Origin of the sequence: Ruania albidiflava DSM 18029 (assembly GCF_000421225.1) — a bacterium.
In the GTDB taxonomy this organism is placed as follows: Bacteria; Actinomycetota; Actinomycetes; order Actinomycetales; family Beutenbergiaceae; genus Ruania; species Ruania albidiflava.
On sequence record NZ_ATWL01000005.1, the window covers coordinates 135,043 to 158,755 of the forward strand.

At 69.6% G+C, this 23,713-nt stretch carries 17 protein-coding genes; 11 read left to right on the forward strand and 6 right to left on the reverse strand.

Going from position 1 to position 23,713, the window contains the following annotated elements; all coding sequences use genetic code 11:
* Positions 1 to 20 precede the first annotated feature (20 nt).
* The 3 genes from K338_RS0108170 to sucC form a co-directional block, all read right to left on the reverse strand.
* Complete coding sequence (locus tag K338_RS0108170; protein ID WP_022917689.1) at positions 21 to 1,274, reverse strand: cell division protein PerM; 1,254 nt, start codon at positions 1,272 to 1,274, stop codon at positions 21 to 23.
* A 202-nt stretch (positions 1,275 to 1,476) separates the two neighbouring features.
* The gene (sucD, locus tag K338_RS0108175; RefSeq protein WP_022917690.1) at positions 1,477 to 2,373 is read right to left on the reverse strand and encodes a succinate--CoA ligase subunit alpha; all 897 of its coding nucleotides are present in this window, start codon (positions 2,371 to 2,373) and stop codon (positions 1,477 to 1,479) included.
* Positions 2,374 to 2,410: 37 nt separating this feature from the next.
* On the reverse strand, positions 2,411 to 3,586 hold the full coding sequence (sucC, locus tag K338_RS0108180) for an ADP-forming succinate--CoA ligase subunit beta (RefSeq protein WP_022917691.1): 1,176 nt from the start codon (positions 3,584 to 3,586) through the stop codon (positions 2,411 to 2,413).
* Positions 3,587 to 3,930: 344 nt separating this feature from the next.
* Between sucC and K338_RS0108185 the strand changes: the two genes are divergently transcribed.
* From K338_RS0108185 to K338_RS0108230, 10 genes are read left to right on the forward strand one after another with little or no spacing between them, the layout of a single operon-like run.
* Positions 3,931 to 5,187, forward strand: a complete 1,257-nt coding sequence (locus K338_RS0108185; protein WP_022917692.1) for an AGE family epimerase/isomerase — start codon at positions 3,931 to 3,933, stop codon at positions 5,185 to 5,187.
* Positions 5,184 to 6,119: a PfkB family carbohydrate kinase gene (locus K338_RS21315; protein WP_022917693.1), complete on the forward strand. Its 936-nt coding sequence runs from the start codon at positions 5,184 to 5,186 to the stop codon at positions 6,117 to 6,119. The genes K338_RS0108185 and K338_RS21315 overlap by 4 nt, the downstream gene beginning before the upstream one ends.
* Positions 6,120 to 6,121: 2 nt before the next feature.
* Positions 6,122 to 7,006, forward strand: a complete 885-nt coding sequence (locus K338_RS0108195; protein ID WP_022917694.1) for an aldolase — start codon at positions 6,122 to 6,124, stop codon at positions 7,004 to 7,006.
* Positions 7,007 to 7,042: 36 nt separating this feature from the next.
* On the forward strand, positions 7,043 to 8,350 hold the full coding sequence (locus K338_RS0108200) for an ABC transporter substrate-binding protein (RefSeq protein ID WP_022917695.1): 1,308 nt from the start codon (positions 7,043 to 7,045) through the stop codon (positions 8,348 to 8,350).
* Positions 8,351 to 8,362: 12 nt separating this feature from the next.
* Entirely contained in the window at positions 8,363 to 9,289 is a 927-nt protein-coding gene (locus tag K338_RS21320; RefSeq protein ID WP_022917696.1) for a carbohydrate ABC transporter permease, read from the forward strand.
* Positions 9,286 to 10,101 carry a carbohydrate ABC transporter permease gene (locus K338_RS0108210; RefSeq protein ID WP_022917697.1) on the forward strand — a complete coding sequence of 272 codons (816 nt, stop codon included), beginning with the start codon at positions 9,286 to 9,288 and terminating at the stop codon, positions 10,099 to 10,101. Before K338_RS21320 ends, K338_RS0108210 begins: the two co-directional genes overlap by 4 nt.
* Positions 10,102 to 10,109: 8 nt before the next feature.
* Positions 10,110 to 12,413, forward strand: coding sequence for a glycoside hydrolase family 31 protein (locus tag K338_RS21325; RefSeq protein ID WP_022917698.1), 2,304 nt, complete (start codon positions 10,110 to 10,112; stop codon positions 12,411 to 12,413).
* The gene (locus K338_RS0108220) at positions 12,406 to 13,830 is read left to right on the forward strand and encodes an NAD-dependent succinate-semialdehyde dehydrogenase (RefSeq protein ID WP_022917699.1); all 1,425 of its coding nucleotides are present in this window, start codon (positions 12,406 to 12,408) and stop codon (positions 13,828 to 13,830) included. The genes K338_RS21325 and K338_RS0108220 overlap by 8 nt, the downstream gene beginning before the upstream one ends.
* 2 nt (positions 13,831 to 13,832) lie before the next feature.
* Entirely contained in the window at positions 13,833 to 14,579 is a 747-nt protein-coding gene (locus K338_RS0108225; RefSeq protein WP_022917700.1) for a sulfite exporter TauE/SafE family protein, read from the forward strand.
* Positions 14,580 to 14,630: 51 nt separating this feature from the next.
* A complete protein-coding gene (locus K338_RS0108230; RefSeq protein WP_022917701.1) occupies positions 14,631 to 15,407 on the forward strand; it encodes a DeoR/GlpR family DNA-binding transcription regulator in 777 nt (258 codons plus the stop codon).
* Positions 15,408 to 15,418: 11 nt separating this feature from the next.
* Here the strand turns inward: K338_RS0108230 and K338_RS21330 are convergent, their stop codons facing one another.
* Complete coding sequence (locus K338_RS21330) at positions 15,419 to 17,404, reverse strand: acyltransferase family protein (protein ID WP_022917702.1); 1,986 nt, start codon at positions 17,402 to 17,404, stop codon at positions 15,419 to 15,421.
* 100 nt (positions 17,405 to 17,504) lie between these two features.
* The gene (locus K338_RS25825; RefSeq protein ID WP_022917703.1) at positions 17,505 to 19,007 is read right to left on the reverse strand and encodes an outer membrane protein assembly factor BamB family protein; all 1,503 of its coding nucleotides are present in this window, start codon (positions 19,005 to 19,007) and stop codon (positions 17,505 to 17,507) included.
* A 257-nt stretch (positions 19,008 to 19,264) separates the two neighbouring features.
* On the opposite strand from K338_RS25825, the gene K338_RS0108245 reads away from it, so the two are divergent.
* The gene (locus K338_RS0108245) at positions 19,265 to 20,974 is read left to right on the forward strand and encodes an alpha/beta hydrolase (protein WP_084480765.1); all 1,710 of its coding nucleotides are present in this window, start codon (positions 19,265 to 19,267) and stop codon (positions 20,972 to 20,974) included.
* A gap of 153 nt (positions 20,975 to 21,127) precedes the next feature.
* On the opposite strand, the gene pcrA is transcribed toward K338_RS0108245, so the two are convergent.
* Complete coding sequence (gene pcrA / locus K338_RS0108250) at positions 21,128 to 23,611, reverse strand: DNA helicase PcrA (protein ID WP_022917705.1); 2,484 nt, start codon at positions 23,609 to 23,611, stop codon at positions 21,128 to 21,130.
* Between the last annotated feature and the right edge of the window lie 102 nt (positions 23,612 to 23,713).

A 23,713-nucleotide genomic window follows, 5' to 3' on the forward strand; every position in this document is an offset into this window, starting at 1 on the left:
CGCGGCCCGTCCGGCAGCGCTCAGTGGCCGTCGCCCGACTTCTTCGTACCGGTGACCTGCTCCCACCACACGCCCGCCGCCGCCCGCAGCCGCCGCGCGCCGGCCGCCGTGATCGGGTGCGCGAGCACGATCACCACGCCGGCCGCGGCCGCCGCCTGCCAGGCCATCGCTACCCCGACCGCCAGCCAGTCGCCGCCCATCGTGGCCATCCGGCCCGGACCCACTCCCCCAGCAGCCAGCGCGGTGAACCCGGCGAGCACCAGCCCGGCCAGCGCGGCGGCACCGGCTACTGCCGCCAGCATCGAGACCGCCCCGCGCCCGCGCATCCGCCGCGCCAGCCACACCCCGGCCACCAGACCGCTGAGCAGCCCGACCAGCCCGAGCACGGGCAGCTGCCCGAGCAGCCCGTCCGGTTCGGGCAGCGCGCCGAGCACCGGCACCAGCGGCAACGGGCCCGCTTCGATCACCGACGGAGAGAACACCGTGTCGGCACCGACCGCGAACCCTGAGCCGAGCAGGTAGGCGCCCGCCCACAGCACCAGGTTCGGCAGCACCAGCAGCTGGGCGAGCACCAGCACCACGGCGCTGACCGCATCTGGGCCGAGCTGGTCGTGCAGCTCGGTGATCGCCCCGAGGTTCGCCACGATCATCCACACGGTCGCCACGGTCGCCAGCGCCACCTGCACGAGCACGAGCCGCCAGGCCAGGGCGACGGCGTCACTCACCCAGCCAGGGATCTTCGCCGTGGTCTTGGCCCACCAGGCGGGGGCCGGAGCACCGCGCAGCCCGATGGCCACGCCGCACACCGTCACGCCCACTGCCCCGAGCAGCCCCTGCACGCCTCCCGGTGTTGCCGCAAAGGCGACGAACGCCGTCGTGAGCAGGAGGTACCCGGCGGCGGCAAAGCCGCCGCTGGCCCAGGAACCCAGGTGCGCCCGGCGCACCGAGGCAGCCAGCACACCGAGTGCGACCAGGGTGATGCCCAGCGGCATCAGGGTGATGGTCAGCTCACCGAGGGTGATTGCGGCGCCGTGGCCGAGCAGCCAGGCGGCGGTACCGACACGCGCTGCCTCCAGCCAGCCGGCGGAGCCGAGCTCGGGGGCGGAAGCGGTGGCCACGTAGGTGGCGATCGCCGGGACCGCGACCACCAGCCAGCTGAGCACGGCGGCCTCCCCGCCGGCGAGCAGCCCGCGCAACCACTGGTCCGGCAGCTGGATGCGGGGCGGGGCGCCGGCCGGTTCGACCACCCGGCGCGTGGGAGTGGAGGTCGTCACCCTCTCATGGTGCGCCAACGCCGCCCCGGCACCGGTGTGCCGGGGCGGCGTGTCGAGGCGTCCCCGCCCAGGGCCGCTGGACCACGCCCTCCGGCCGAGGGCCGCGGCGATACCTGGCCTGTGGGTCCGATACCCGGGAGCACGACCCAGCGCGGGACGTATCGCCTGCATCGTTTCAACCCGGAGGGCGACGGGCGGCAGGTCAGCGCGCGGAGAGGATCTCCTTGACCAGCTCGGCGGCATGCGAGGGGGTCTTGCCGACCTTCACCCCGGCCGCCTCGAGGGCTTCCTTCTTCGCCTGCGCGGTGCCGGAGGAGCCGGAGACGATCGCCCCGGCGTGGCCCATGGTCTTGCCCTCGGGCGCGGTGAACCCGGCCACGTAGCCGACCACCGGCTTGGTGACGTTGGCCTTGATGTACTCGGCGGCCCGCTCCTCGGCGTCGCCGCCGATCTCCCCGATCATCACGATGACCTCGGTCTCCGGGTCGTCCTCGAACGCCGCCAGGGCGTCGATGTGCGTCGTGCCGATGACCGGGTCGCCGCCGATGCCGATGGCGCTGGAGAAGCCGAACTCCTTCAGCTCGTACATCATCTGGTAGGTGAGCGTGCCGGACTTGGACACCAGCCCGATGGGGCCCTTGCCGGTGATGGTGTGCGGCGTGATGCCGGCCAGGGACTCCCCTGGGGTGATGATGCCCGGGCAGTTCGGGCCGATCATCCGAGTCTTCTTGCCCTGCAGGTAGGCGAACACCTCGGCGGTGTCCTGCACCGGCACGCCCTCGGTGATCACCACGAGCAGCTCGATACCAGCGTCGATGGCCTCGATGCAGGCGTCCTTGGTGAACGCCGGCGGCACGAACGCCACGGACACGTTCGCACCGGTCTCGGCCATCGCCTCGGCCACGGTGCCGTACACCGGGAGCGTGACGTCGTTGCCGTCAGCGTCCTTGTGCTGCACCGTGGTGCCGGCCTTGCGGGCGTTCACGCCGCCGACGATGGCCGATCCGGCATCCAGCATCAGGGCGGTGTGCTTGGCACCCATCCCGCCGGTGATGCCCTGGACGATGATCTTGGAGTCCTTGTTCAGGTAGATGGACATATGTGGGTCTGCTTCTCTCTCGCGCGTCTGGGGATGCTCAGGCGTTGGCCAGCTCGGCGGCCTTGGCGGCACCGCCGTCCATGGTCTCGGCCAGGGTGACCAGCGGGTGGGCGCGCTCGATGAGGATCGCACGGCCCTTGTCCACGTTGTTGCCGTCCAGGCGCACCACCAGCGGCTTGGTGGCGGCATCGCCGAGCAGGTCCAGGGCACCGACGATGCCGTTGGCGACCTCGTCGCAGGCGGTGATCCCACCGAAGACGTTCACGAACACGCTCTTCACCTGCTCGTCTCCCAGGATCACGTCCAGGCCGGCGGCCATCACCTGGGCGTTGGCGCCACCGCCGATGTCCAGGAAGTTGGCCGGCTCCACACCGCCGTGCTCCTCTCCGGCGTAGGCGACCACGTCCAGGGTGGACATCACCAGGCCCGCACCGTTACCGATGATGCCGACCTGCCCGTCCAGCTTGACGTAGTTCAGGTTGTTCTCGGCGGCCTTGGCCTCCAGCGGGTCGGCGGCCGCAGCGTCCTCGAGCTCGGCGTGCTCGGGATGGCGGAAGTCGGCGTTGTCGTCCAGGGAGACCTTGCCGTCCAGGGCGACGACGTCGCCGGCTCCGGTCTTCACCAGCGGGTTGACCTCCACGAGGGTGGCGTCCTCGGCGGTGAACACCGTCCACAGCTTGGCGATCACAGCGGCGACCTGGTCGGCGATGTCGGCGGCGAAGCCGGCCTCCGCGACGATCTCAGCGGCCTTGGCGGCGTCGATGCCCACCAGCGGGTCGATCGCGACCTTCGCGAGGGCCTCCGGGCGCTCCACGGCGAGCTGCTCGATCTCCATGCCGCCCTCGACGCTGGCCATGGCCAGGTAGCGGCGCTCGGCACGGTCCAGCAGCACAGAGAAGTAGTACTCCTCGGCGATGTCCGCCCCGGCGGCGATCATCACCCGGTGCACAGTGTGCCCCTTGATGTCCATGCCGAGGATCTCGGTGGCCCGTTCGGCGGCCTCGTCGGCGGACTTGGCGATCTTCACCCCGCCGGCCTTGCCGCGCCCACCGACCTTCACCTGAGCCTTGACGACCACCACGCTGCTGCCGGCTGCGAACAGCTGCTCGGCGGCGGCGCGGGCCTCCTCAGGTGTGGTGGCGACGATGCCTGCCAGCACCGGTACCTCATGCTTCTCGAACAGATCTCGTGCCTGGTACTCGAACAGGTCCACCTGCGCCTAGCCCTTCTCCTCACGCGCCGTCCTCGATGCCTCGACATCGAGACTTTCCCGAGAAGACTACCGCGAGCGCGAAATCCTGCGCCTCGGTAGGTGGGTGAGATGGGCCACGGAGCGTACGCGGCCAGCGGCGCCTCGCCGTGCCCAGCACCTCCGGAGGCGGGGGTGTGGTTGACGTCGGTTATGCCGCGATAACCGACGTCAACCACACCCTCGGCACCGGCAGCGCACTCAACATCCCGGGGGGAGCAGATGTTGGGTATTCAACATTGGGTGTTGCTTATCCAACATCCCCGCGTTAGTCTCGTCGCTGATCGCACTCATGGAAGAGGTCCCCGATGTTGTGGCTCCACTCTCTTGCTCACTCCCGCTGGCTGGAAGCCGAGGCTGATCGCACCTTCGAGTTCGGCCGGAACGCCGCCGTGCCCACCGGGTTCGGCTGGCTCAGCAACGAGGGGCAGCCGCGCGCCGGCGTGGACACCCAGCTGTGGATCACCAGTCGGATGGTGCACGTCTACTCGCTCGCGCACCTGCTCGGACGCCCCGGTTCGGGACTCCTCGCCGACCACGGCATCGACGCCCTGAACGGTCCGTTCTGGGACGAGGTGCACGGAGGCTGGTTCGGTTCTGTCAACGACGCAGGTCCGGCCGACCGTACGAAGCCTGGCTACCCGCACTTCTTCGTCGCGCTCGGGGCTGCGAGCGCAGTGGCGGCAGGCCGGCCGGGCGCCCGACAGCTGCTCGACCGGGCGATCGAGGTCATCGAGAGGCACTTCTGGAGCGAGGACGAGGGGATGTGCCTCGAGTCCTGGAACGAGGACTTCACCGAGACGGAGGACTACCGCGGCGGAAACGTGAACATGCATGCCGTCGAGGCGTTCCTGGTGGTCGCAGACGTGACCGGGGACGACGTATGGCTGGAGCGTGCGCTGTCCATCGCAACGACGATCATCCACAGGGTCGCCCGGTCGAACCAGTATCGCGTCGTCGAGCACTTCGACCCGCAGTGGAACCCGTTGCTGGAGTACAACAGCGGGAACCGTGCGCACCGGTTCCGGGCCTACGGGGGCACTCCCGGACACTGGATGGAATGGTCCCGCCTGCTCATCTCGCTGCGGGACAGCCTCATCGCGCGTGGGCGCACGGCACCCGAGTGGCTGCTGGAGGATGCTCGCGGCCTGTTCCAGGCGGCCACCCGTGATGCGTGGGAGCCGGACGGCAGACCGGGGTTCGTCTACACGGTCGGATGGGACGGGGCACCGATCGTCACCGCCCGGATCCGCTGGGTCGTGGTCGAAGGCATGGGCGGGGCTGTCGCCCTGTACCGAGCCACCGGGGACGAAGAGTACGCACGGTGGTACGAGCGCTTCTGGGACTACGCCCGCACCTACCTGATGGACCTGGAGAACGGCTCCTGGCACCAGGAGCTCGACGCCGACCATCACGTCAACTCCGCGGTCTGGGACGGCAAACCAGACATCTACCACCTCATGCACTGTCTGCTGGTACCGCGTCTGCCGCTCGCCCCCGCGATGGCCCCGGCGCTGGCCGCTGGCCTGCTCGACTCGGTCGTCGGTGCGGAGCCGCGGCGATGACGGACCTGCCGCTCCTCCTGTTCGTCGGAGCAGCGACCGAGGACTCGATCGCCCTGGTCGAGCGCTACCCCGGACGGGACGAACGGGTCGTGGCCCAGAGCATCGAGCTCAGTGGTGGCGGTCCGGCGGCCACCGCGGCCGTGGCCGCCGCCCGACTGGGCATGCGAACCGCGATCGTCGCCGCCGTGGGCGAGGACGCAGCCGGTGGCCGCGTCCGAGGCGCTCTGCGCACCGAGGGGGTGGACGTCTCCGGTCTGCGCACGGTGCCCGGTGCGACCACCTCCCGCAGCGTCGTGGTGATCAGCGGCAGCGAGCACTCCCGAGCGATCGTGAACCAGCCCGGCCCGGTGATCGAGTGGACCAGCGAGGATAACGACCGGCTGACCGGTGCGGCGTGGGTGCATGTCGACCAGCACGGATGGGCACCGCTGCGCACGGCGACCACCCGGTTGGGCCGGACCACGCAGCTGTCCCTCGATGCCGGGAACCCGATCGAGGACCTCGACGTGGCCGCAGCCACCCTGTACGTGCCCACCCTGCCCGCGCTCCTGGAGCGTTACGGACGCGACGGGACCACCGAGGTGGCCACCCTGCTCGGCCGCGCCCTCGATGACGGCGCCGGTCGTGCCGTGGTGACCGACGGCGCCCGCGGCTGCTACGGGATGGGTGCCGACCGCCAGCTGCTGCACGTCCCGGCGCCGGCGGAACCCGTACGCTCGACCCTCGGCGCCGGCGACGTCTTCCACGGCGCGCTCCTGGCCGGGCTCGTCCACGCGGCGCACGGAGAGATCGCATCCCATTTCCAGGCGGCGATCGCATACGCCACGACCGCGGCCACCGTCTCCTGCCGTGCGACCGACGGCCGCTCCGGGATCCCTGAGCACGCCGAGGTGCTCTCGCGTCTCGACCCGATCCACACGAACGAAGGATGATCATGACCGCGCCAACCTCACCTGCCCACCGCCTGGCACCGTTGCGACGCCCGTCCGGCGGGTTCGCGATGCTCGCCATCGACCAGCGGGAAGCTCTGCGCCAGATGCTCGCCGAGCACCAGCCCGACCCCGTGTCCGACACCCAGGTCCGCGAGTTCAAGCTCCTGGCGGCGCGGATCCTCACACCACACGCGTCAGCGGTCCTCATCGACCGGCAGTTCGCACTTGCCGACGCGATCGAACAGGGCGTCGTCGCGCAGACCTGTGGGCTGATCGGTTCGGCTGACCACTTCGAGTCGGCGCACGGGGAGCTCGTCGGGAACGTCACGATCGATCGACTCGTCGAGCCGGCGCGACTGCGCGACCAAGGGGCTGTGGCCCTCAAGCTGCTCGTCCTCTACCGCCCGGACTCCGGCCACACCGAACGCATCGACATGGTCGGGGAGTTCATCGAGCTGTGCCGGAGCGCCGGTCTGGCCAGCATCATCGAACCCGTCTCTCGCCGACCGCTCGACGGGAGCACCTGGGACTGGAACGAGGGGGTCCTTGCCGCCGCCGAGGAGCTGGGCCGACTAGGGGCAGACCTGTACAAGGCCGAGGTCCCGTTCCACGGCGAGGCACCAGAAACCAAGCTGCGTACCGCCTGCCGGTCACTGACAAGCACGATCGACAGCGAGTGGGTAGTGCTCTCCTCCGGCGTCGCCCCCGCCGCGTTCCCTGCTGCAGTCCAGGTTGCGTGCGACGAAGGTGCCTCCGGTTTCCTCGCGGGACGGGCAGTGTGGGCGGCGTCCTTGTCCGCACCCGATGTCGCCGACGACCTCCGCACCAACGCCGTCGACCGCCTCCGCCGACTCGCCGAGGTAGTCGACGGCGCCGTCCATCACTAACCCTCCCCACCCGCAACAGATCGAAGGAGTCGTCCAATGCAGAACGATCCACGCTTCGCCGTCAACCGCCGCCAGCTGCTCACCCTGACCGGCGCAGCCGGGCTCACCGGGCTCGCCGCGGCATGCAGCGGGCCCGGCACCACCACCGCCCCCAGCTCTCCGGAGGGACCGGACACCGAGGGACCAGCGGAGGGCGAAGTCTCTTTCGCACACTGGCGCGCGGAGGACAAGGAGGTCTTCGACGAGCTCATCGCGGACTTCGAGAGCGAGAACTCCGGGATCACGATCAGCCAGACCATCTCCACCTCGACCGACTACGAGGCGCAGGCACTGCGCAGGATGCGCGGCGGTGAGATCGGCGATGTAGCACCCGCGTTCCGCGGCACCCAGTTCGAGAGCTTCGTCGAGTCCGGACTGTTCGTCGACCTCAGCGACACCGACCTGGTCTCCAGGTACAACCCGAGCCTGATCACCGTCGGCGAGCAGGACGGCAAGCAGTACGGGTTCCCCTACCAGGTCGTGTTCAACGTGCCGATCGCGAACATGGACATCCTGGAGTCGGTCGGGGTCCAGGAGTCCCCGCAGGACTGGGACAGCTACATCGAGATGCTGGAGGCGATCAAGGCGAAGGGCATCACCCCGATCGCCTTCCCCGGTGCCGACGCCGGGAACGCCGGCCAGCTCTTCAACGCCATGATCATGAACATCGCGCCCAGCGACGACATGTGCACGAAGATCCAGGCCGGCGAGTACAAGCTGACCGACGACTGGTTCATCGAGATGCTCCGCCTGTACCAGCAGCTCGGCGACTACGTCCAGCCGAACGCCGGCGGCACAGCCGTGGAGCCGGCCGAGCAGATGTTCGCGACCGGTGACGCTGCGCTGCTGTCCACAGGCAGCTACCACATCGCCTCGGTGCGCACCCTCGGTGGCGAGTTCCCGATCGACCTGGCACCGCCGATCACCAGCGCACCTGGTGAGGCGCGCTACGTCGGCATCTACAACGCCACCTTCATCCTCGGGATCAACTCCGCATCGGACGTCCAGCCGGCGGCGATGGCATGGCTGGAGTACCTCTCCACACCGGAGATCGCTGCCCGCTACGCGGACGGCACCGCCCAGTTCGCGTCCGTGCAGGACGTGGAGTACTCCAACCCCGACCTGCAGGCGATCGCTCCCTGGCTGGACAAGGAGCTCGCACTCGCGCCGCGCTACCAGTTCACCGACCTCGACATGCGGTTGGCCGTCGAGGCCAGCGCCGTCGACGCGCTCACCGGCACCGACCCGGAGCAGGCTGCCGAGCACGCCCAGGAGATCGTCGACCAGCGGATCGCGGCGAGCTGAGGACACCGGACGATGACCGCTGCCGCAACGCCGAGCCGGCGCCGGCGCCTGTTCCGGTCCAACCGGCGGGTGCCGCCGACCCTGTTCCTGTTCCCGGTCCCGGCACTGGTGCTCTATGTGACGTTCTTCGTCATCCCCACGCTGCAGACGTTCCAGTACTCGACCACGAACTGGAACGGGTACAGCGCGGACTACGACGTGCTCGGTCTCGCCAACTTCCAGCGCGCTCTGACCGGTGACCTGCTGTTCACCAACGCGCTCACGAACAACCTCAAGTTCATGGTCGTCGTCGTGATCGGGCAGACGTTCCTGGGACTGCTGCTCGCGGTCCTGCTGGTCCGGAACACGCGGACGACGATCTTCCTGCGGGCACTGTACTTCTTCCCGACGATCCTCTCCTCGGTGTCGGTGGGGTTCATCTGGAAGTTCGTCTACGACCCGAACTTCGGCGTCATCAACTCCACTCTCGGAGCGCTGGGGCTGGACGGGCTCAAGTCTCCGTTCCTGGGTGCCGAGGGCCAGGCCATCTACTGGTTGGCCATCACCCAGATCTGGTTTCACGCAGGCATGATGGTGGTCATCTTCATCGCCGGCCTGCAGGCGATCCCGGCGGAGCTGTACGAGGCGGCCCGGGTGGACGGCGCAAGCAAGTGGCGCCAGTTCCGGTCAATCACCTGGCCGCTGATCGCGCCGGCGATGTCGATAGTCGTGGCGTACACCACGATCCAGTCCTTCAAGGCCTTCGACATCGTGCTGAGCATCTCGGGGAACCCACCGAGCTCGTCCCTGGACATCCTGTCCACCCGGATCTACTCGTCCTTCGCGAACGCGGAGTTCGGCTACGCCGCCACCCAGTCGGTGCTGTTCATCGCCTTCATCGCAGTGATCACGTTCGTGTTCCGCCGTTTCCTCCGGCTCATCCAAGGGAGCGAATCATGACTGGCAAGGTCTCCCGTGCGGCGATCCTGACGATCTACGCACTGATCGTCGCTGTCCCGCTGGTCGTGGTGCTGTTCGGCAGCTTCAAGACGACGCCGGAGATCTTCGCGAACTCGTTCGCACCACCCGGCTCGTTGAACGTGGACAACTTCGCCGAGGCGCTGACGAACGGCAACTTGGGCGTAGCGTTCATCAACAGCACGATCATCACGTCGTCCTCGGTGACCGTGACGCTGTTCATCGGCTCTCTGGCTGCCTATGGCATCTCCCGCATCCCGGGCTGGCGTGGCTGGACCTTGTACGGGTTCATCGTCCTTGGGATGTCTGTACCGGTGCAGGCCAACATGATCCCGCAGTACGTACAGTTCGGTTCGCTCGGGCTGCTCGACTCCCAGATCGGTCTGATCCTCATCAACATCGTGGTGACCCTGCCCGTGGCCGTGTTCATCATGGGCGGCTTCATGCGCACCCTGCCTGACGAGCTGTACGAGGCGGCCGACATCGACGGCTCCGGCCCGTGGCGCACCTACTACCGGATCGCTGTGCCGCTCTCAGCACCCTCGATCGCCGCGACCGCCACGTTCTTGCTGGTGATGCACTGGAACGACCTGCTGTATCCACTCCTGTTCATCTCCTCGGAGGACAACCTGACGCTGCCATTGGCGTTGCTCCGCTTCCAGGGTCAATACCTGACCAACTACCCGCTGCTGTTCGCCGGGGTAGTGCTCACGTCCATCCCGATCGTCGTCCTGTACGTGCTGCTGCAGCGATTCTTCGTGGCCGGGATGACCAACGGTGCGGTGAAGGGATGAGCGGGGCGATGAGGAACAGCACGGCCGAGCAGCAGACTTTCCTGCTCAAGCGGGTCACGCACGTGGCCTCCGGCAGCACGGACGTGGTCCTGGACATCGAGGCCTACCCGGCTGTCACGCTCGGTGCGATGCCGGGGTGGCTCACCGGTGAGCCACTGCACGAGCAGGGCGTGGAGACCGAGATGCCGAACCTGCCGCGGGAGATCGTGGTCCCACCGGTCACCCCCTGGTCCTGGCGTCTGCTGATCAGCGGACGCGACGAGGTCACGCTGCGACTGCTGCTGGCGCCCCGGCAGGACCCGGTGTTCGACCAGGACGAGCGCACCCTCGGCATCGTCACGAGCACCACGACATGTCCCCTCACCTTCCGGGAGGACGACGACCGGGTCGAGGTGTCCTCCGGCACTGCCCAGGTGGTGATCACCCGCAACCCGTTCACGCTCACCGTGCTCGACGGCGAGGACCGCGTCGTGCTGCGTACCTCCGACCGGCTCCGTCAGGTGGCCGGGCTGCCGATGGCTCCCGGCGTCGTCTCGACCGGCGGCGACGTGCACCTGAACCTGGAGCTCGCCGCGGACGAGAGCATCTACGGGTTCGGGGAGCAGTTCGGCCGGGTGGAGAAGAACAGCCAGTCCTTCGTCCTGCACTGCGACGACGCACTCGGCACCGGCACCGGGCTGGCCTACAAGCCGGTGCCCGTCTGGCACTCCAGCACCGGCTACGCCGCCCTGCTGAACACCGGCGCTGACGTACGGGTCGACGTCGGCCACCACCGTCCGAGCGTGCTCAGCCTCGGCGTGGCGGGAGACGTGCTCGACCTGTTCCTCTTCGTCTCACCCCAGCCGGCTGCGCGGCTGGGGGCGTACACAGACCTCACCGGCCGTAGCCACGTGCCACCGCTGTGGGCCTTCGGATACTGGATGGGTCGGTGCCGGTACCACTCCCGGGAGGAGATGCTCGCCGTGTCCGCCGAGATGAGCGAGCGCGGTATCCCCTGCGACGTGCTGCACCTCGACCCGGACTGGCTGGTGGTGGACCGGTTGAACACCGACTTCATCTGGAACGAGGAACGGTTCGGCAACCGCGCCGACTTCGTCGCCGAGCTGGCCGACCAAGGCCGCCGGCTCTCGCTGTGGGAGCTGCCCTACCTCGACCCGGCCTCTCCCCGGTACGCCGAGCTCGAGGCTGCCGGCTACCTGGTCACCGACACGAACGGGGCAACCGCGCACCTCGAAGGCACCCCCACCCCCGACGGGCGACCGCGGGCGCTGCTCGACTTCGCGAACCCTGCGGCGCGGCGCTGGTGGCAGGAGCAGCACCGCAGCTTCCTCGAGGACGGTGTGGCAGTGTTCAAGACCGACTTCGGTGAGGGCTTCCCTTCGCGCGGGGTCGCAGCGAGCGACGTCCCCAGGAGGCACCACCACAACCTCTACCCGCTCTGGTACAACGCCGCCGTCTCCGAAGCGATCGGTGAGCTCACCGGACGCACACCGCTGGTGTGGGGCCGCTCCGGCTGGGCCGGCTCCCATCGCTACCCAGGGCAGTGGGGCGGTGACGCGGAGTCGACCGTGGCCGGGATGCAGGCGACCGTGCGAGGCGGGCTGTCGTACGCGCTGAGCGCACCGGGCTTCTGGAGCCACGACATCGGCGGCTTCTTCGGCCCTGAGCTCACCCCTGGCCTGTACGTACGCTGGACCCAGCTCGGTGCGCTCTCCCCGCTGATGCGTGCGCACGGGCTCCGGCCTCGGGAACCGTGGCACTTCGGCGAGGAGGCGTTCGAGGTGGCCCGCACCTGGATCCGCCGTCGCTACCAGCTGCTGCCCTACCTGTGGCAGGCGGCGCACCAGTCCGTGGCGGCCGGTCTGCCGATGATGCGCCCCCTGTACCTGGAGTTCCCCGACGACCCGGTCGCGCGGACCATCGACTCCCAGTTCCTGCTCGGCGCCGACCTGCTCGTCGCGCCTGTCTTCGACGACGGCATGGAACCGGTGCAACGGCGCTTCTACATACCACCCGGGCGGTGGCGCGATCTGTACACCGGCGCCACCTACGACGGGGAAAGCTTCCACACCCGGACCATCCCCCTGTCGCAGATGCCGGTACTGGTGCGCGACGGCGCGACCGTCCCCACTCTCGAGGTGCCGGCACAGGCCCGGAGCACCGACGACCTGCTCGATGCACCGTGGACCCTGCGGACCTTTGGCCGGTCCGGCACCGGTCCCCTGGTCACGTTCGACGGCCAGACGATCCCGGCCGCGCAGTGCACCATCCGCCCCATCACCGACCCCACGGAGGACAGCTCTGATGAATGACGCGACGACCCTGATCGGCGGCGACTGGGCCCGGCTGGCGGAGCGCCGGGAGGTGCACGCACCGGCGACCGGCGAGGTCATCGGTGCGGTCTGCTGGGGTACGACCGAGGACGCCCGGCGGGCGGCGGACGCGGCTGGCGATGCCGCTCCTGCCTGGGGCAGGACCACCGGCCGCGCCCGAGCAGACCTGCTGCTGCGCGCCGCCGACATCTTGGCCGACCGGGCACCTGAGATCGCGCGCACGCTCGCGGCCGAAGCGGGTAAACGTCTGCCAGAGGCGCAGGGTGAGCTCGCGTTCTCGGTGGAGTACCTGCGCTGGTTCGCCGAGGAGGCACGCCGCCCGGTGGGCAGCTACCACGCCGAGGAAGATCCCGGCCGGCGGCACCTGACCAGCCGGTCACCGGCCGGTGTGGTGGTCAGCCTCACCTCGTGGAACTTCCCCTGCTCCCTGCAGGCGCGGAAGGTGGCTCCGGCACTGGCCGCCGGCTGCCCGGTCGTGGCCCGGGTGTCCGAACGGGCCCCGCTCGCCGCCACTGAGATGCTCCGCGCGATGCAGGATGCCGGGTTCCCCCCGGGGGTTCTCAACCTCGTGCACGGTCCGGCGCGCGAGCTGACCGGGGCGCTGCTCGAGCACCCGGCGGTGCGGGTGGTCACCTTCACCGGGTCCACCGAGGTGGGACGCCAGGTGATGGCAGCGGCCGCGCCGCGGGTGGTGCGGCCGCTGCTGGAGCTCGGCGGCAACGCACCGTTCCTCGTTTTCGACGACGCCGACCTGGACCAGGCGGTCGATGCTGCGGTGGTCGCCAAGACCCGGAACACGGGCCAGTCCTGCGTGGCAGCGAACCGGTTCCTGGTGCAGCGCGGGGTGGCCGAGGAGTTCACCCGGGCGCTGGCCGCGAAGCTGGACGCACTGTCCATCGGGGACGGGCTGGCCGACCCGGTCCCCGATCTGGGCCCGATGATCGACACGCGTGCCGTCGCAGGTGTGCGGCGGATCGTCGATGACGCACTCACCCGCGGGGCACGGGAGGCGACCCAGCCGCAGACCGTGCCGACCGGTGGCAGCTTCGTGGCTCCGCGGCTCTTCACCGACGTGCCCGATGATGCGCTGCTCGCGACACAGGAGGTCTTCGGCCCGGTGGCGGGAGTCTTCCCTTTCGACACCGAGCAGGAAGCCATCGATGCTGCCAACGCCACAGAGATGGGGTTGGCCGGGTATGTGTTCTCCCGGGACGCCAGTCGGTGCTGGCGCGTCTCGGAGGAGCTCTCGGCGGGGATCGTGGGGATCAACGACCCGGTCGCGTCGGTCGCCTTCGCTCCGATGGGTGGCGTGAAGCAGTCCGGTATCGGCCGAGAGGGAGGGGATGTCGGTCTGGAGGAGTTCACCGAGACCAAGTACCGCGCCTGGCGCCTCTAGCAGTGAGCACCGACGACTGGCTGTTGCTCGCGGGCCTCGTCGGCGCGATCTTCCTGGGTACCTCGACCCAGCGGATCACCGGAGTGGGGTTCGCCCTGATCTCCTCGCCGCTGCTGGTGGCGCTGCTCGGACCGTTCGACGGAGTGATCGTGGTGAACATCTTCGGCACCCTCACAGCATTTGCGGTGTTCTGGCAGGTACGGTCCCAGGTGGAGTACTCCCGGGCGGTGCGCATGCTGGTTCCGGCACTGGTCGCGATCATCCCGGGGGCCTGGGTGGCGCGCGAGGTACCCCCGCACGTCCTGTCCGTCCTCATCGGGGCACTGGTCGTCCTGGCTCTGGCCGGCAGCTTCGTCGCCCGGCCGGGCGGCTTCTTCAGCGGCCGTCCCGGTGCTGTGCTCGCCGGTGCGGTCTCGGGATTCATGAACGTGACCGCCGGTGTGGGCGGGCCGGCGGTGTCCGCCTATGCGGTGGCCAGCCGGTGGCCGCAGACGACGTTCGCAGCCACCGCGCAGCTGTACTTCTTCGTGCTGGGCCTGACCTCGCTGCTGGCCAAGCAGGCACTGCCGGACCTGCGCTGGCCGCAGGTCGCCGGCTGCATCCTGGCCGTCGTCGCAGGCGTCGTCGTCGGCGAGCAGACGAGCCGGCGCATCCCGCCCCAGGTCGCCCGCACCGGGGTGATCGCCCTCGCGTTCCTCGGATCTGGCCTGATCCTGACCCGGGGGATCCTCGGCTGGGTGGGATATTAGAGGCGCCCGACAGCACGGCCCAGACAGACCGGACAGAGAGGAGGTGGCGACGTGCCCGAGACAGAGCAGCTGACCACACGTCAACGTGAGATCACCCGACGGCTGCTGGAGCAGGGCTTCCTGTCGACGTCGTCACTGGCGACGTCCTTCGGTGTGTCGGACATGACCATCCGCCGCGACGCGCGGCAGCTGGAGAAGGCCGGAGCGGCCCTCATCGTCCACGGTGGCCTGACCCTGCCCCCCGGCGGCCGGCACACCGAAGGCTTCGTGCAGCGAGCCCGCGTCGATGCGCGCGCCAAGGCTCGGGTCGCCCGTGCCTGTGCTCGCCTGGTGGGGCCTCAGGACCGGGTGCTCATCGACGCCGGCACCACCGCCTACGAGGTCGCGCGGGTGCTGGCGTCCAGCTTCGAGGGGACCCTGATCACCCATTCGGCCCCGGTCATCCAGCTCGCGTTGCGCATGCCGCGGGTGACCACGATCGCACTGGGTGGTGAGCTCCTCCTGGACAGCCAGGCGTTCATCGGGGACATGACGGTCTCGAACATCGGCGTGCTCCGGGCCGAGACCGCGTTCATCGGCGCCGCCGCGGTCAACGATGAGGGCCTCTTCATCGAACGCAACCTGGAGCTGCGCACGAAGCGAACCCTGATGAGATCAGCTGACCGTGTCGTCCTTGCCGTCACGGCCAGCAAGATGAGCTCCTCGGAGCTGGTCCACCTGTGCGACTTCGAACCGATCCACCTTCTGGTCACCGATGCCCCACCGCCGGAACCGATCCGGCGCAGCCTGGCCGCCAGCGGCACCGACCTGCTGGTCGCCACCGACTGACCGGCCGTCGCTCAGCCGGCCAGCTGCTCCAGGGCGTCCTGGACCACGTCGGCGTACAGGTACATGCCGTCCATGTCCGGGTGGATGTTGTCCGGTTGCAGCTGGTCGGGGTGCTCGGTGGCGGCGTGGTGCCAGTCGGCCACCACCACGTTCGGGTAGTCGGCGGCGATGTCGGTGAGGTTCTCGTTGGACTCCGGCACCCAGAAGCTGCTGCCGTAGATGTTCACCAGCACCACCTGGTGGTCGGGCCCGATCTCGTCCAGGGTCTCCCGGACGATGTCTTGGTCGCGCACCCCCGCGTTGGTGCCGGCGGCGATGATCACCACGTCCCGGAGGGAACCGTCGTCGATGGCTTCCTCGATCGCCGCACGCACGTCCGGCCACTGCCGGTTGGAGACGGCGTCGATCTCCATCCCGGGGAAGGTGGCGGTCAGCCCGGGAGCGGCCACGTACATCATCGAGTCCCCAAATCCGGAGATGTCCTCACCGCTGGACAGACCGGCGGCACCGCTGTCGGTCGCCTCGCCGCCGGAGCCGTCGTCAGCTGCACCATCCGCACCGGAGCCCTCGTGACCGTCGTCGCCCTCGCTGCTGCTCTCTTCTGAGCCGGACTGTTCCTGATCGGACCGGTCGTCCCCGGCTGTCTCCTCGTCGCCCGCGGCCCCCTCGCCCCCGCCGCCCGTGGCCTGATCACCGGCGGCAGCCCCACCACCGACCAGACCAGCGGCCTCGTCCATCGCGATCTCCACCTGCGACCGGTCCGGCGCGGTGGCGATCGCCACGGAGAAGAGCACCAGGCAGGCGACGCTCACCCCGGCGCCGATCCGGGCCGCAGTGAGCCGGCCGGGTGCGGCGATCGCTGCGCCGATGCGGCGGAAGGTCTCCTTGAAGCCGTTGCGGCGCACCGGGTTCTCGATCCACCGGAACGAGAAGGCCGCGAGCGCGATGCTCAGCACCAGCGCTGCTCCGCGTTGGATCCAGGAACCGAGAGAATCTGGCGCGACCGCCGGCGCGAACGCCGCGATCAGCAGGATCACCGGCCAGTGCCACATGTAGATGCCGTAGGAGCGCTGTCCGATCCAGACCAGCGGCGGCAGGTCGAAGAACGCCTGCACCAGGTTCCGCTGCCCGGGGAAGGAACCGATGATCGCTGCAGTGCACAGAGAGGCGAGCAGGATACCGCCACGGTAGGCGAACGAGTTCGTCGGGTCGAGCCAGAGCATCAGCGCGACCAGGCCGACCAGCCCGGCGATCCCGAGCAGCACCCGTGCCCGGGCGTACCAGCGCACCTGGAAGATGTTCCAAGACTGGGACGCAGCGCTGATCGCCATCGCCGCACCGATCATCAGTCCGAAGGCGTGCGTGTCAGTGCCGTAGTAGACCCGGGTGGAGTCCTGCCCGGGGGTGTACAGCACCGCCATCAACACCGCTGAGACGGAGGCCAGGGCGAGCAGCAGGCCTACTCGTTGCCGGCCGGTGCGGGTGGTCGCCATGAGGAGCACGAACACCAGCGGCCAGACGAGGTAGAACTGCTCCTCCACGGCCAGGGACCAGAAGTTCACGAACAGCTGCGGGCTGGTGGTGTTGAAGTAGCTGGATCCGGCGTGGATCTCCACCCAGTTGTTGGAGAACGTCAGCGCGCCGATCACCTGCCGTTCGATGTGCACCAGCAGGTCGTTGCCCGCGAACAGCGCGAGCACCACCGAGACCAGCACCACGGTGACCAGCGCGGGCAGCAGCCTCCGGGCGCGGCGGGTCCAGAAGCTCCGCAGGTCGATCTTGTGCTTCTTCCGCAGCTCGCGCACCAGCAGCGTGGTGATCAGGAACCCGGAGATCACGAAGAAGACATCCACGCCCAGGTAGCCGCCCGGCAGCGACAGGGGCCGCAGGTGGAAGACGAGCACCGCGAGGATCGCCACGGATCGTAGACCGTCGAGACCGTGGATGTGACCGTCGCGTGCGGGCGAGCTGGCCGCTGCCCCGGGGGTTGGGGGCACGTCGTTCCCTTTCGTCAGGAGGACTGCGGTTCCAAGGATATGGCCGCTCCGGGCCGCAGCGGCGGGTACACGCCGAACAGCTCCGGACCGGCGGTACTGCTCATCCTGCCGGCACCAGTGTGAGCAGGCTGGGCTGGTCCGCTCCCGGTGAGCTGAGCACGGCGGCGCTCTCGGTGCTGGACAGCCAGCCGCCGGGGATGTCCTGCCGGTCGAGCTCAGCACCAGTGGCCGTGTCGATCCGCAGCAGCTGTCCCTCCGGCCCGTCCGGGGCGGTGACGGCTGCGGTGAGCACCCCGGCGGCGCTGACGTGACCGAACGTCACGTATCCGGCTCCCTCGCCCTCACCGAGCGTCCACAGCTCGTCGCCGGTGCGGACGTCGACGGCGGTGAGCAGGTCCTCACCGGTGGAGACCACCCAGGCGAGCCGCTCACCGACCGGCACCGGCCCGACCTGGGCGGGCACCTCCATGTCCAGCCCGGCCCAGCCCGGCATGCTCCACCGTTCCTGCCCGTCGAACCCGAGGGACTGCACCGGTGCCTGGTCCTGGGTGATGTCCACCCGGATGCAGCCCTCGACCTGCACGTCCACCGCGGTCAACGCTTCTCCGAAACAGGGTTCGACGGCGTCCGCGGGCTGCAGCAGGTCGTCCGCACCGTTCTCTTGGGTCCAGTCCAGCAGGGCGGAGGCGGCCAGCCCGTCCTCGGCCCACCGTTGCACGATCGCCAGGTCGGCGGTCACCTGGTTGACGGTGACCTGCTCGTCGTCGCTGCGCGGCTGCAGGTCGTCTGCCAGCGGGATGTCCCAGGGCATCGTGCGGGCGTCCACCTCACCCCCGGCGGGGTCGAAGCGCTGCAGGGTCAGCTCGGCCTCGGTCGTCTCTGCGCTCCAGACTTCTTCGGTCGCGGTGGCAGCGACGGTCGTGATGGTCCCGGAGCTGGGCAGGTGCTCCTCGCGGACGGTGCCGTCGGTCGGGTCGATGGTGATCGCCCCGGCACGGTCCGGTTCGCTGCCCGGGCAGGGCGCGCCGTCATTGGTGAGGGTGAGCACGTCCGGAGCCGACAGGTCGGCGAAGCGCCACTCGTGACAGCTGCCGAGCTCGTCGGCCGGCAGGCTCCACAGCTCGGACCCGTCCGCCCAGTCCAGCATGGTCAGCGCTACGGAGTCGCCGTCCGGGCTGAGCACGGCGACGCCGGCGCCGGTGGCCATCGTGGTGGGCTGGTAGTAGTCCTCGATCACCCCAGCGTGGGTCCACAGCTCCTCACCGGCCGGGTCGTAGGCCGCGACCTCGCGGGTGCCGTCGCCACCGTCCGGTTCACCGACCGCGAGCACAGCAGTGCCCGGCACCGATGCGACCAGGATGGCACCGGCAGGCACCTCGGCCCAGTCGCCCAGCTCGGCCGGTGTCTCCGGACCAGTGGGATCGTCGCTCGGTTCGCCGTCCGCGCCGGAGCTGCCGCCCGGGTCCTCTGTCGGCGGCTCCGCTGGTGCGTCGCCGGTGCCGCAGCCGACGGCGAGCAGCAGCAGGCCAGCTCCGGCGGTAGCGAGCGCCCTGCCGCGAGCACTGCCCCGCAGGGTGCGCTGATGGGTACCCCTGATGGACATCTGTCCCCCTCCAGGTAGATGTGGTCCACGTCGCCCCCTGCGACGACTCGAGCAAGCGGGTCGGCCTCGTCGAGTGCGGTGGACTCTGCCACAGTCACGCCGCAGATGCACGGACAAATCGCGGAGTGCCCTGTCCTCCTCGTGATGGACCCGTCTCGCCCACACGAAGGACCTCGACCACCGAGGCGCTCCGTCGCTGTGGTGAACCTCACCCCAGATGCTTGTCCAGCCTGTCGTCGCATTGTTACCAAGAGTGCATGAGACGCAACGTGAGGGTCCGCAGATCAGCACCACTGGCCGGTGTCGCCGCCGCAGCGATGCTGCTCCTCGGGGCGAGCACACCGGCCGCCGCGCAACCGGGGAGTGCCCAGCCGGGAGGTGCGCAGCCGGCCGATCGCTCCGACGAGGCACGCGTTCCTGCTGATGCCGCCCAGGTGGAGGCGCCGGTGCCCGAGGTGGACTGGGCGGCGTGCGGCGAGGGGCTCGAGCAGTTCGACTGCACCAGCGTGGAGGTACCCAGCGACTACGACGAACCGAACGGGCGAACCACCACGATCGCGATGACCCGGCTGCCGGCCACCGACCCGGAGCACAAGATCGGCTCCCTGTTCCTGAACTTCGGCGGACCCGGCGGCCCGGGTGTGGAGTCGCTGCACCAGCTCGGCAGCTCACTGTTCACCGAGGAGGTGCGTGCTCAGTTCGACATCATCGGCTTCGACCCGCGCGGGGTGGGTACCTCCGACCCGGTCACCTGCTTCCCGGACCAGGAGACGGAGAACGCGTTCGCCTCCCAGATGGAGGCCTTCCCGGTGGGCCACCGCGAAGAGGTGCGGTTCATGGCCCAGACCGTCACACTCGGCGTGTCCTGCACCGCAGTCTCCGGGGACCGGATCGCCACCTCGTCGACGGCGAACGTCGCCCGGGACATGGACCTGCTCCGCCAGGCGGTGGGCGATCAGCAGCTGAACTACGTGGGCTACTCCTACGGCACCATCCTCGGCGCCACCTACGGCCAGCTGTTCGGTGACCGGATCCGCACCATGGTGCTGGACGGCACGGTGGACCCGGAGGCATGGGTCGGCGAGGGCGACGAGCGCAGCCTGGGCCGCCGGATGGGCCAGGCGGTCGCCACCGACGAGACCTACCACGAGTTCCTCCGGCTGTGCGGCGAGGCCGGACCGCAGAACTGTGCGCTGGCCGGGCTCGGTGATCCCGAGCAGGTGGTAGAGGAGCTGTTCGACCAGCTGAAGGAGACCCCGGCCGAGGTGCCACTGCCGGACGGGTCCACCACGGAGATCGGCTACGACGACGCCGTCTACCTGGTGTTCCAGTCGATGTACTCCCCGACGCAGTGGTCCGACCTGGCCGCCACCCTGGCCGCCCTGGTCGAGCCCGAGCAGCAGAACCGGGCGTTCTCCGCCCAGTCCACCGGTGCGGACTCGATCCGGGACTTCCTGCGCAAGATCGGGTTCTTGGAGGACTACGCCTCGGTCGGTGGGGCACTGGCGAGCATGTGCATGGACACCCACAACCCCGGCACGCTGGCCGACTACCCGGCCCAGGCCGCGGCCGCCGAGGAGGAGGCACCGCACTTCGGTCCGGCGCGGGCCTGGGTGGGCTCGCAGTGCGAGACGGTCGGGGTCAGCGACGAGGACGCCTACACCGGGCCGTGGGAGCAGTCCAGCGACGCCCCGGTGCTGGTGATCGGCACCCGGTACGACCCGGCCACCCCGTATGAGTTCACCGAGCCGTACGCCCAGAAGTGGCCGAACGCGGCGATGCTGACCGTGGAGGGCTACGGGCACACCACGATGATGACGCCGAGCTCGTGCGCGAACGCGGCGATCGAGGACTACCTCATCGACCGGCAGACCACCGACGGGGCGACCTGCACCCAGGACGTGGCCCCGTTCACCCCGGCGGCCGAGCAGGATCAGCCCGAGCTGGTCCCCGCAGCACTCGGCTGACCGCTCTCCCCTCTGTTCGCCAACGCTCGCCTCCGCGGCCTCTGAAACATTTCAGGTCGCGGAGGCGAGCGTTCGGCACCCGGGGCGGAGGCGGCGACCGGCGCGCAGCTGGGGGTACAGCGCCACCATCGAGCAGGCGGCCGGAGCAGCGACCTACAGCTTGGTCACCGGGGAGTAGCGCAGCAGCAGCCGCTTGGTCCCGCTCTCGCCGAAGTCGATCTTCGCGACGGCGTTGCTCCCCGTGCCCTCCAGGGCCACCACCCGGCCCATCCCGTAGGCGTCGTGGGTGACCCGGTCGCCCACGTCCAGGCTCGGCACGTCCGCCCGAGGGGTCGCCGACCCGAACGACGGCGCTCCCTCACCGCGCGTCGTCCGCGCCGCCGGCCGGGACGGGCCACGCGAGCCACGCCGACCTGTACCGGAGCCGATCGCCCCACCACCGGTGAACGACCCACCCCGCAGTGTCGTCGAGGACGCCTCGGCGCGCTCGTAGTGCACCAGCTCCTCCGGCACGTCGGCCAGGAACCGGCTGGCCGGGAACTCGTTCGGCAGCCCGAAGGTGGTGCGCACCGCAGCGCGGGTCAGGTACAGCCGCTCCCGGGCCCGGGTGAGGGCCACATAGGCGAGCCGGCGTTCCTCGGCCAGCTCGGCCGAGTCCGCCAGGGACCGCTGGTGCGGGAACGTGCCGTCCTCCAGACCGGTGACGAACACCACCGGGAACTCCAGCCCCTTGGCGGTGTGCACGGTCATCAGCGTGACCATGCCCTTGCCGTCGTCGTTCTCCGGGATCTGGTCGGCATCGGCCACCAGTGCCACCCGCTCCAGGAAGTCGCCCAGGTCGCCGTCCGGCTCCGCAGCGGTGAACTCAGCGGCCACGGCGTGCAGCTCGGCCAGGTTCTCCACCCGGGAGGCGTCCTGCGGGTCGCTGCTGGCGCGCAGCTCGGCCAGATAACCCGACCGGTCCAGGGCCGCATCGAGCACCTCCGCCGGCGTCGCGCCCCCCTCGGCGAGCTCCCGCAGCCCGCCGATCAGCCCGGCGAACGCCTTCACGTTTGCCATCGACCGGGTGGCCAGGCCGAGCACGTTCTCGTGGTCGTCCACAGCGGCACCGAAGGAGATCCGCTCCCGTTCGGCGTGCGCGGCGAGCATCGCCTCGGCCCGGTCCCCCAGCCCGCGCTTGGGCACGTTCAGGATGCGCCGGATGCTCACCGAGTCGTCCGGGTTGATGATCGCCCGCAGGTAGGCGATCGCGTCCTTGATCTCCCGGCGCTCGTAGAACCGGGTGCCGCCGACCACCTTGTAGGGCAGCCCGACCCGGATCAGCACCTCCTCCAGCGCCCGGGACTGGGCGTTGGTGCGGTAGAAGATCGCCACATCGCCGGGCACGATCTCGCCGGCGTCCACCAGCCGGTCGATCTCTCCTGCGATGTACCGGGCCTCCTCGTGCTCGTGGTCGGCGACGTAGCCGACGATCTTCGGACCCTCGCCGGAGTCGGTCCACAGGTTCTTCACCCGCCGGCCCTCGTTGCGGGAGATCACCGCGTTCGCCGCGGACAGGATCGTCTGCGTGGACCGGTAGTTCTGCTCCAGCAGGATGGTGCGCGCCTGCGGGTAGTCGGTCTCGAACTCCACGATGTTGCGGATGCTCGCCCCGCGGAAGGCGTAGATGGACTGGTCGGCATCGCCGACCACGGTGAGCTCAGCCGGCGGCAGGGTGGGCGCGCCCTGCTCGGCCGGAGCGGCAGGTGAGCCGTCCTGACCGGGTGAGGTTGCGCCGTCGTGCTCCGGGACCCCGGTGAGCTCACGGACCAGCACGTACTGGGCCTGGTTGGTGTCCTGGTACTCGTCCACCAGGATGTGCCGGAACCGGCGCCGGTAGTGCTCGGCCACCGCGGGGAAGGCCTGCAGCAGGTTCACGGTCGTCATGATCAGGTCGTCGAAGTCCAGCGCGTTCGCCTGCCGGAGCCGCTCGGTGTACAGCCGGTAGGCGGCGGCCAGGTTCGCCTCGTTCGGGTTGTTCTCGGAGATCGACTCGCTGTAGGCGTCCGGGTCGATCAGCTCGTTCTTCAGGTCCGAGACCCGGTGGCTGAACGCCTTCGGTGGGAACCGTTTCGGGTCCAGGTCCAGCTCCCGGCAGACCAGGGTCATCAGCCGCTGGGAGTCGGCGGCGTCATAGATGGAGAAGGAGGAGCGCAGCCCGAGCGTCTTCGCCTCCCGGCGCAGGATCCGCACGCAGGCGGAGTGGAAGGTGGACACCCACATGGTCCGGGCTCGGTCCCCCACCAGCTCGGCGACCCGTTCGCGCATCTCCGCAGCGGCCTTGTTCGTGAACGTGATCGCCAGGATCTGCCCCGGACGCGCGCGGCCGGTGGCCAGCAGGTAGGCGATCCGGTGGGTGAGCACGCGGGTCTTGCCCGAACCGGCGCCGGCGATGATCAGCAGCTGCCCGCCCTCGTGCACCACAGCCGCCCGCTGCTGCGGGTTCAGGCCCTCCAGGAGGGCCTCAGCAGCCAGTGACGGCGGAGCCTGGGTCCCGCTGTCGGCCTCCTCGGCCGCGGGCGGGCCGGGCAGGTGGGAGTCGGCGCCGAGCGGGGGCGCGCCGGCGAACATGGGCAGGTCGTCGAACAGTGAGGTCATGTCGGGAACGAGCCTACGTGCTGGCGCCGACACCGGGTGCCGATGGACGATCCGGCCGGCCGTGGCCGAGGCAGTGCCACGGTGCCGATACCCTCACAACGT

What these genes read in the sequence shown, in the direction of transcription:
- K338_RS21315 (WP_022917693.1), top strand. Translation starts at nt 5,184, where the DNA reads ATGACGGACCTGCCGCTCCTCCTGTTCGTCGGAGCAGCGACCGAGGAC.
- K338_RS21320 (WP_022917696.1), top strand. Translation starts at nt 8,363, where the DNA reads ATGACCGCTGCCGCAACGCCGAGCCGGCGCCGGCGCCTGTTCCGGTCC.
- K338_RS0108245 (WP_084480765.1), top strand. Translation starts at nt 19,265, where the DNA reads ATGAGACGCAACGTGAGGGTCCGCAGATCAGCACCACTGGCCGGTGTC.
- K338_RS0108210 (WP_022917697.1), top strand. Translation starts at nt 9,286, where the DNA reads ATGACTGGCAAGGTCTCCCGTGCGGCGATCCTGACGATCTACGCACTG.
- K338_RS25825 (WP_022917703.1), bottom strand. Translation starts at nt 19,007, where the DNA reads ATGTCCATCAGGGGTACCCATCAGCGCACCCTGCGGGGCAGTGCTCGC.
- K338_RS21325 (WP_022917698.1), top strand. Translation starts at nt 10,110, where the DNA reads ATGAGGAACAGCACGGCCGAGCAGCAGACTTTCCTGCTCAAGCGGGTC.
- sucD (WP_022917690.1), bottom strand. Translation starts at nt 2,373, where the DNA reads ATGTCCATCTACCTGAACAAGGACTCCAAGATCATCGTCCAGGGCATC.
- K338_RS0108220 (WP_022917699.1), top strand. Translation starts at nt 12,406, where the DNA reads ATGAATGACGCGACGACCCTGATCGGCGGCGACTGGGCCCGGCTGGCG.
- pcrA (WP_022917705.1), bottom strand. Translation starts at nt 23,611, where the DNA reads ATGACCTCACTGTTCGACGACCTGCCCATGTTCGCCGGCGCGCCCCCG.
- K338_RS0108195 (WP_022917694.1), top strand. Translation starts at nt 6,122, where the DNA reads ATGACCGCGCCAACCTCACCTGCCCACCGCCTGGCACCGTTGCGACGC.
- K338_RS0108200 (WP_022917695.1), top strand. Translation starts at nt 7,043, where the DNA reads ATGCAGAACGATCCACGCTTCGCCGTCAACCGCCGCCAGCTGCTCACC.
- K338_RS0108185 (WP_022917692.1), top strand. Translation starts at nt 3,931, where the DNA reads ATGTTGTGGCTCCACTCTCTTGCTCACTCCCGCTGGCTGGAAGCCGAG.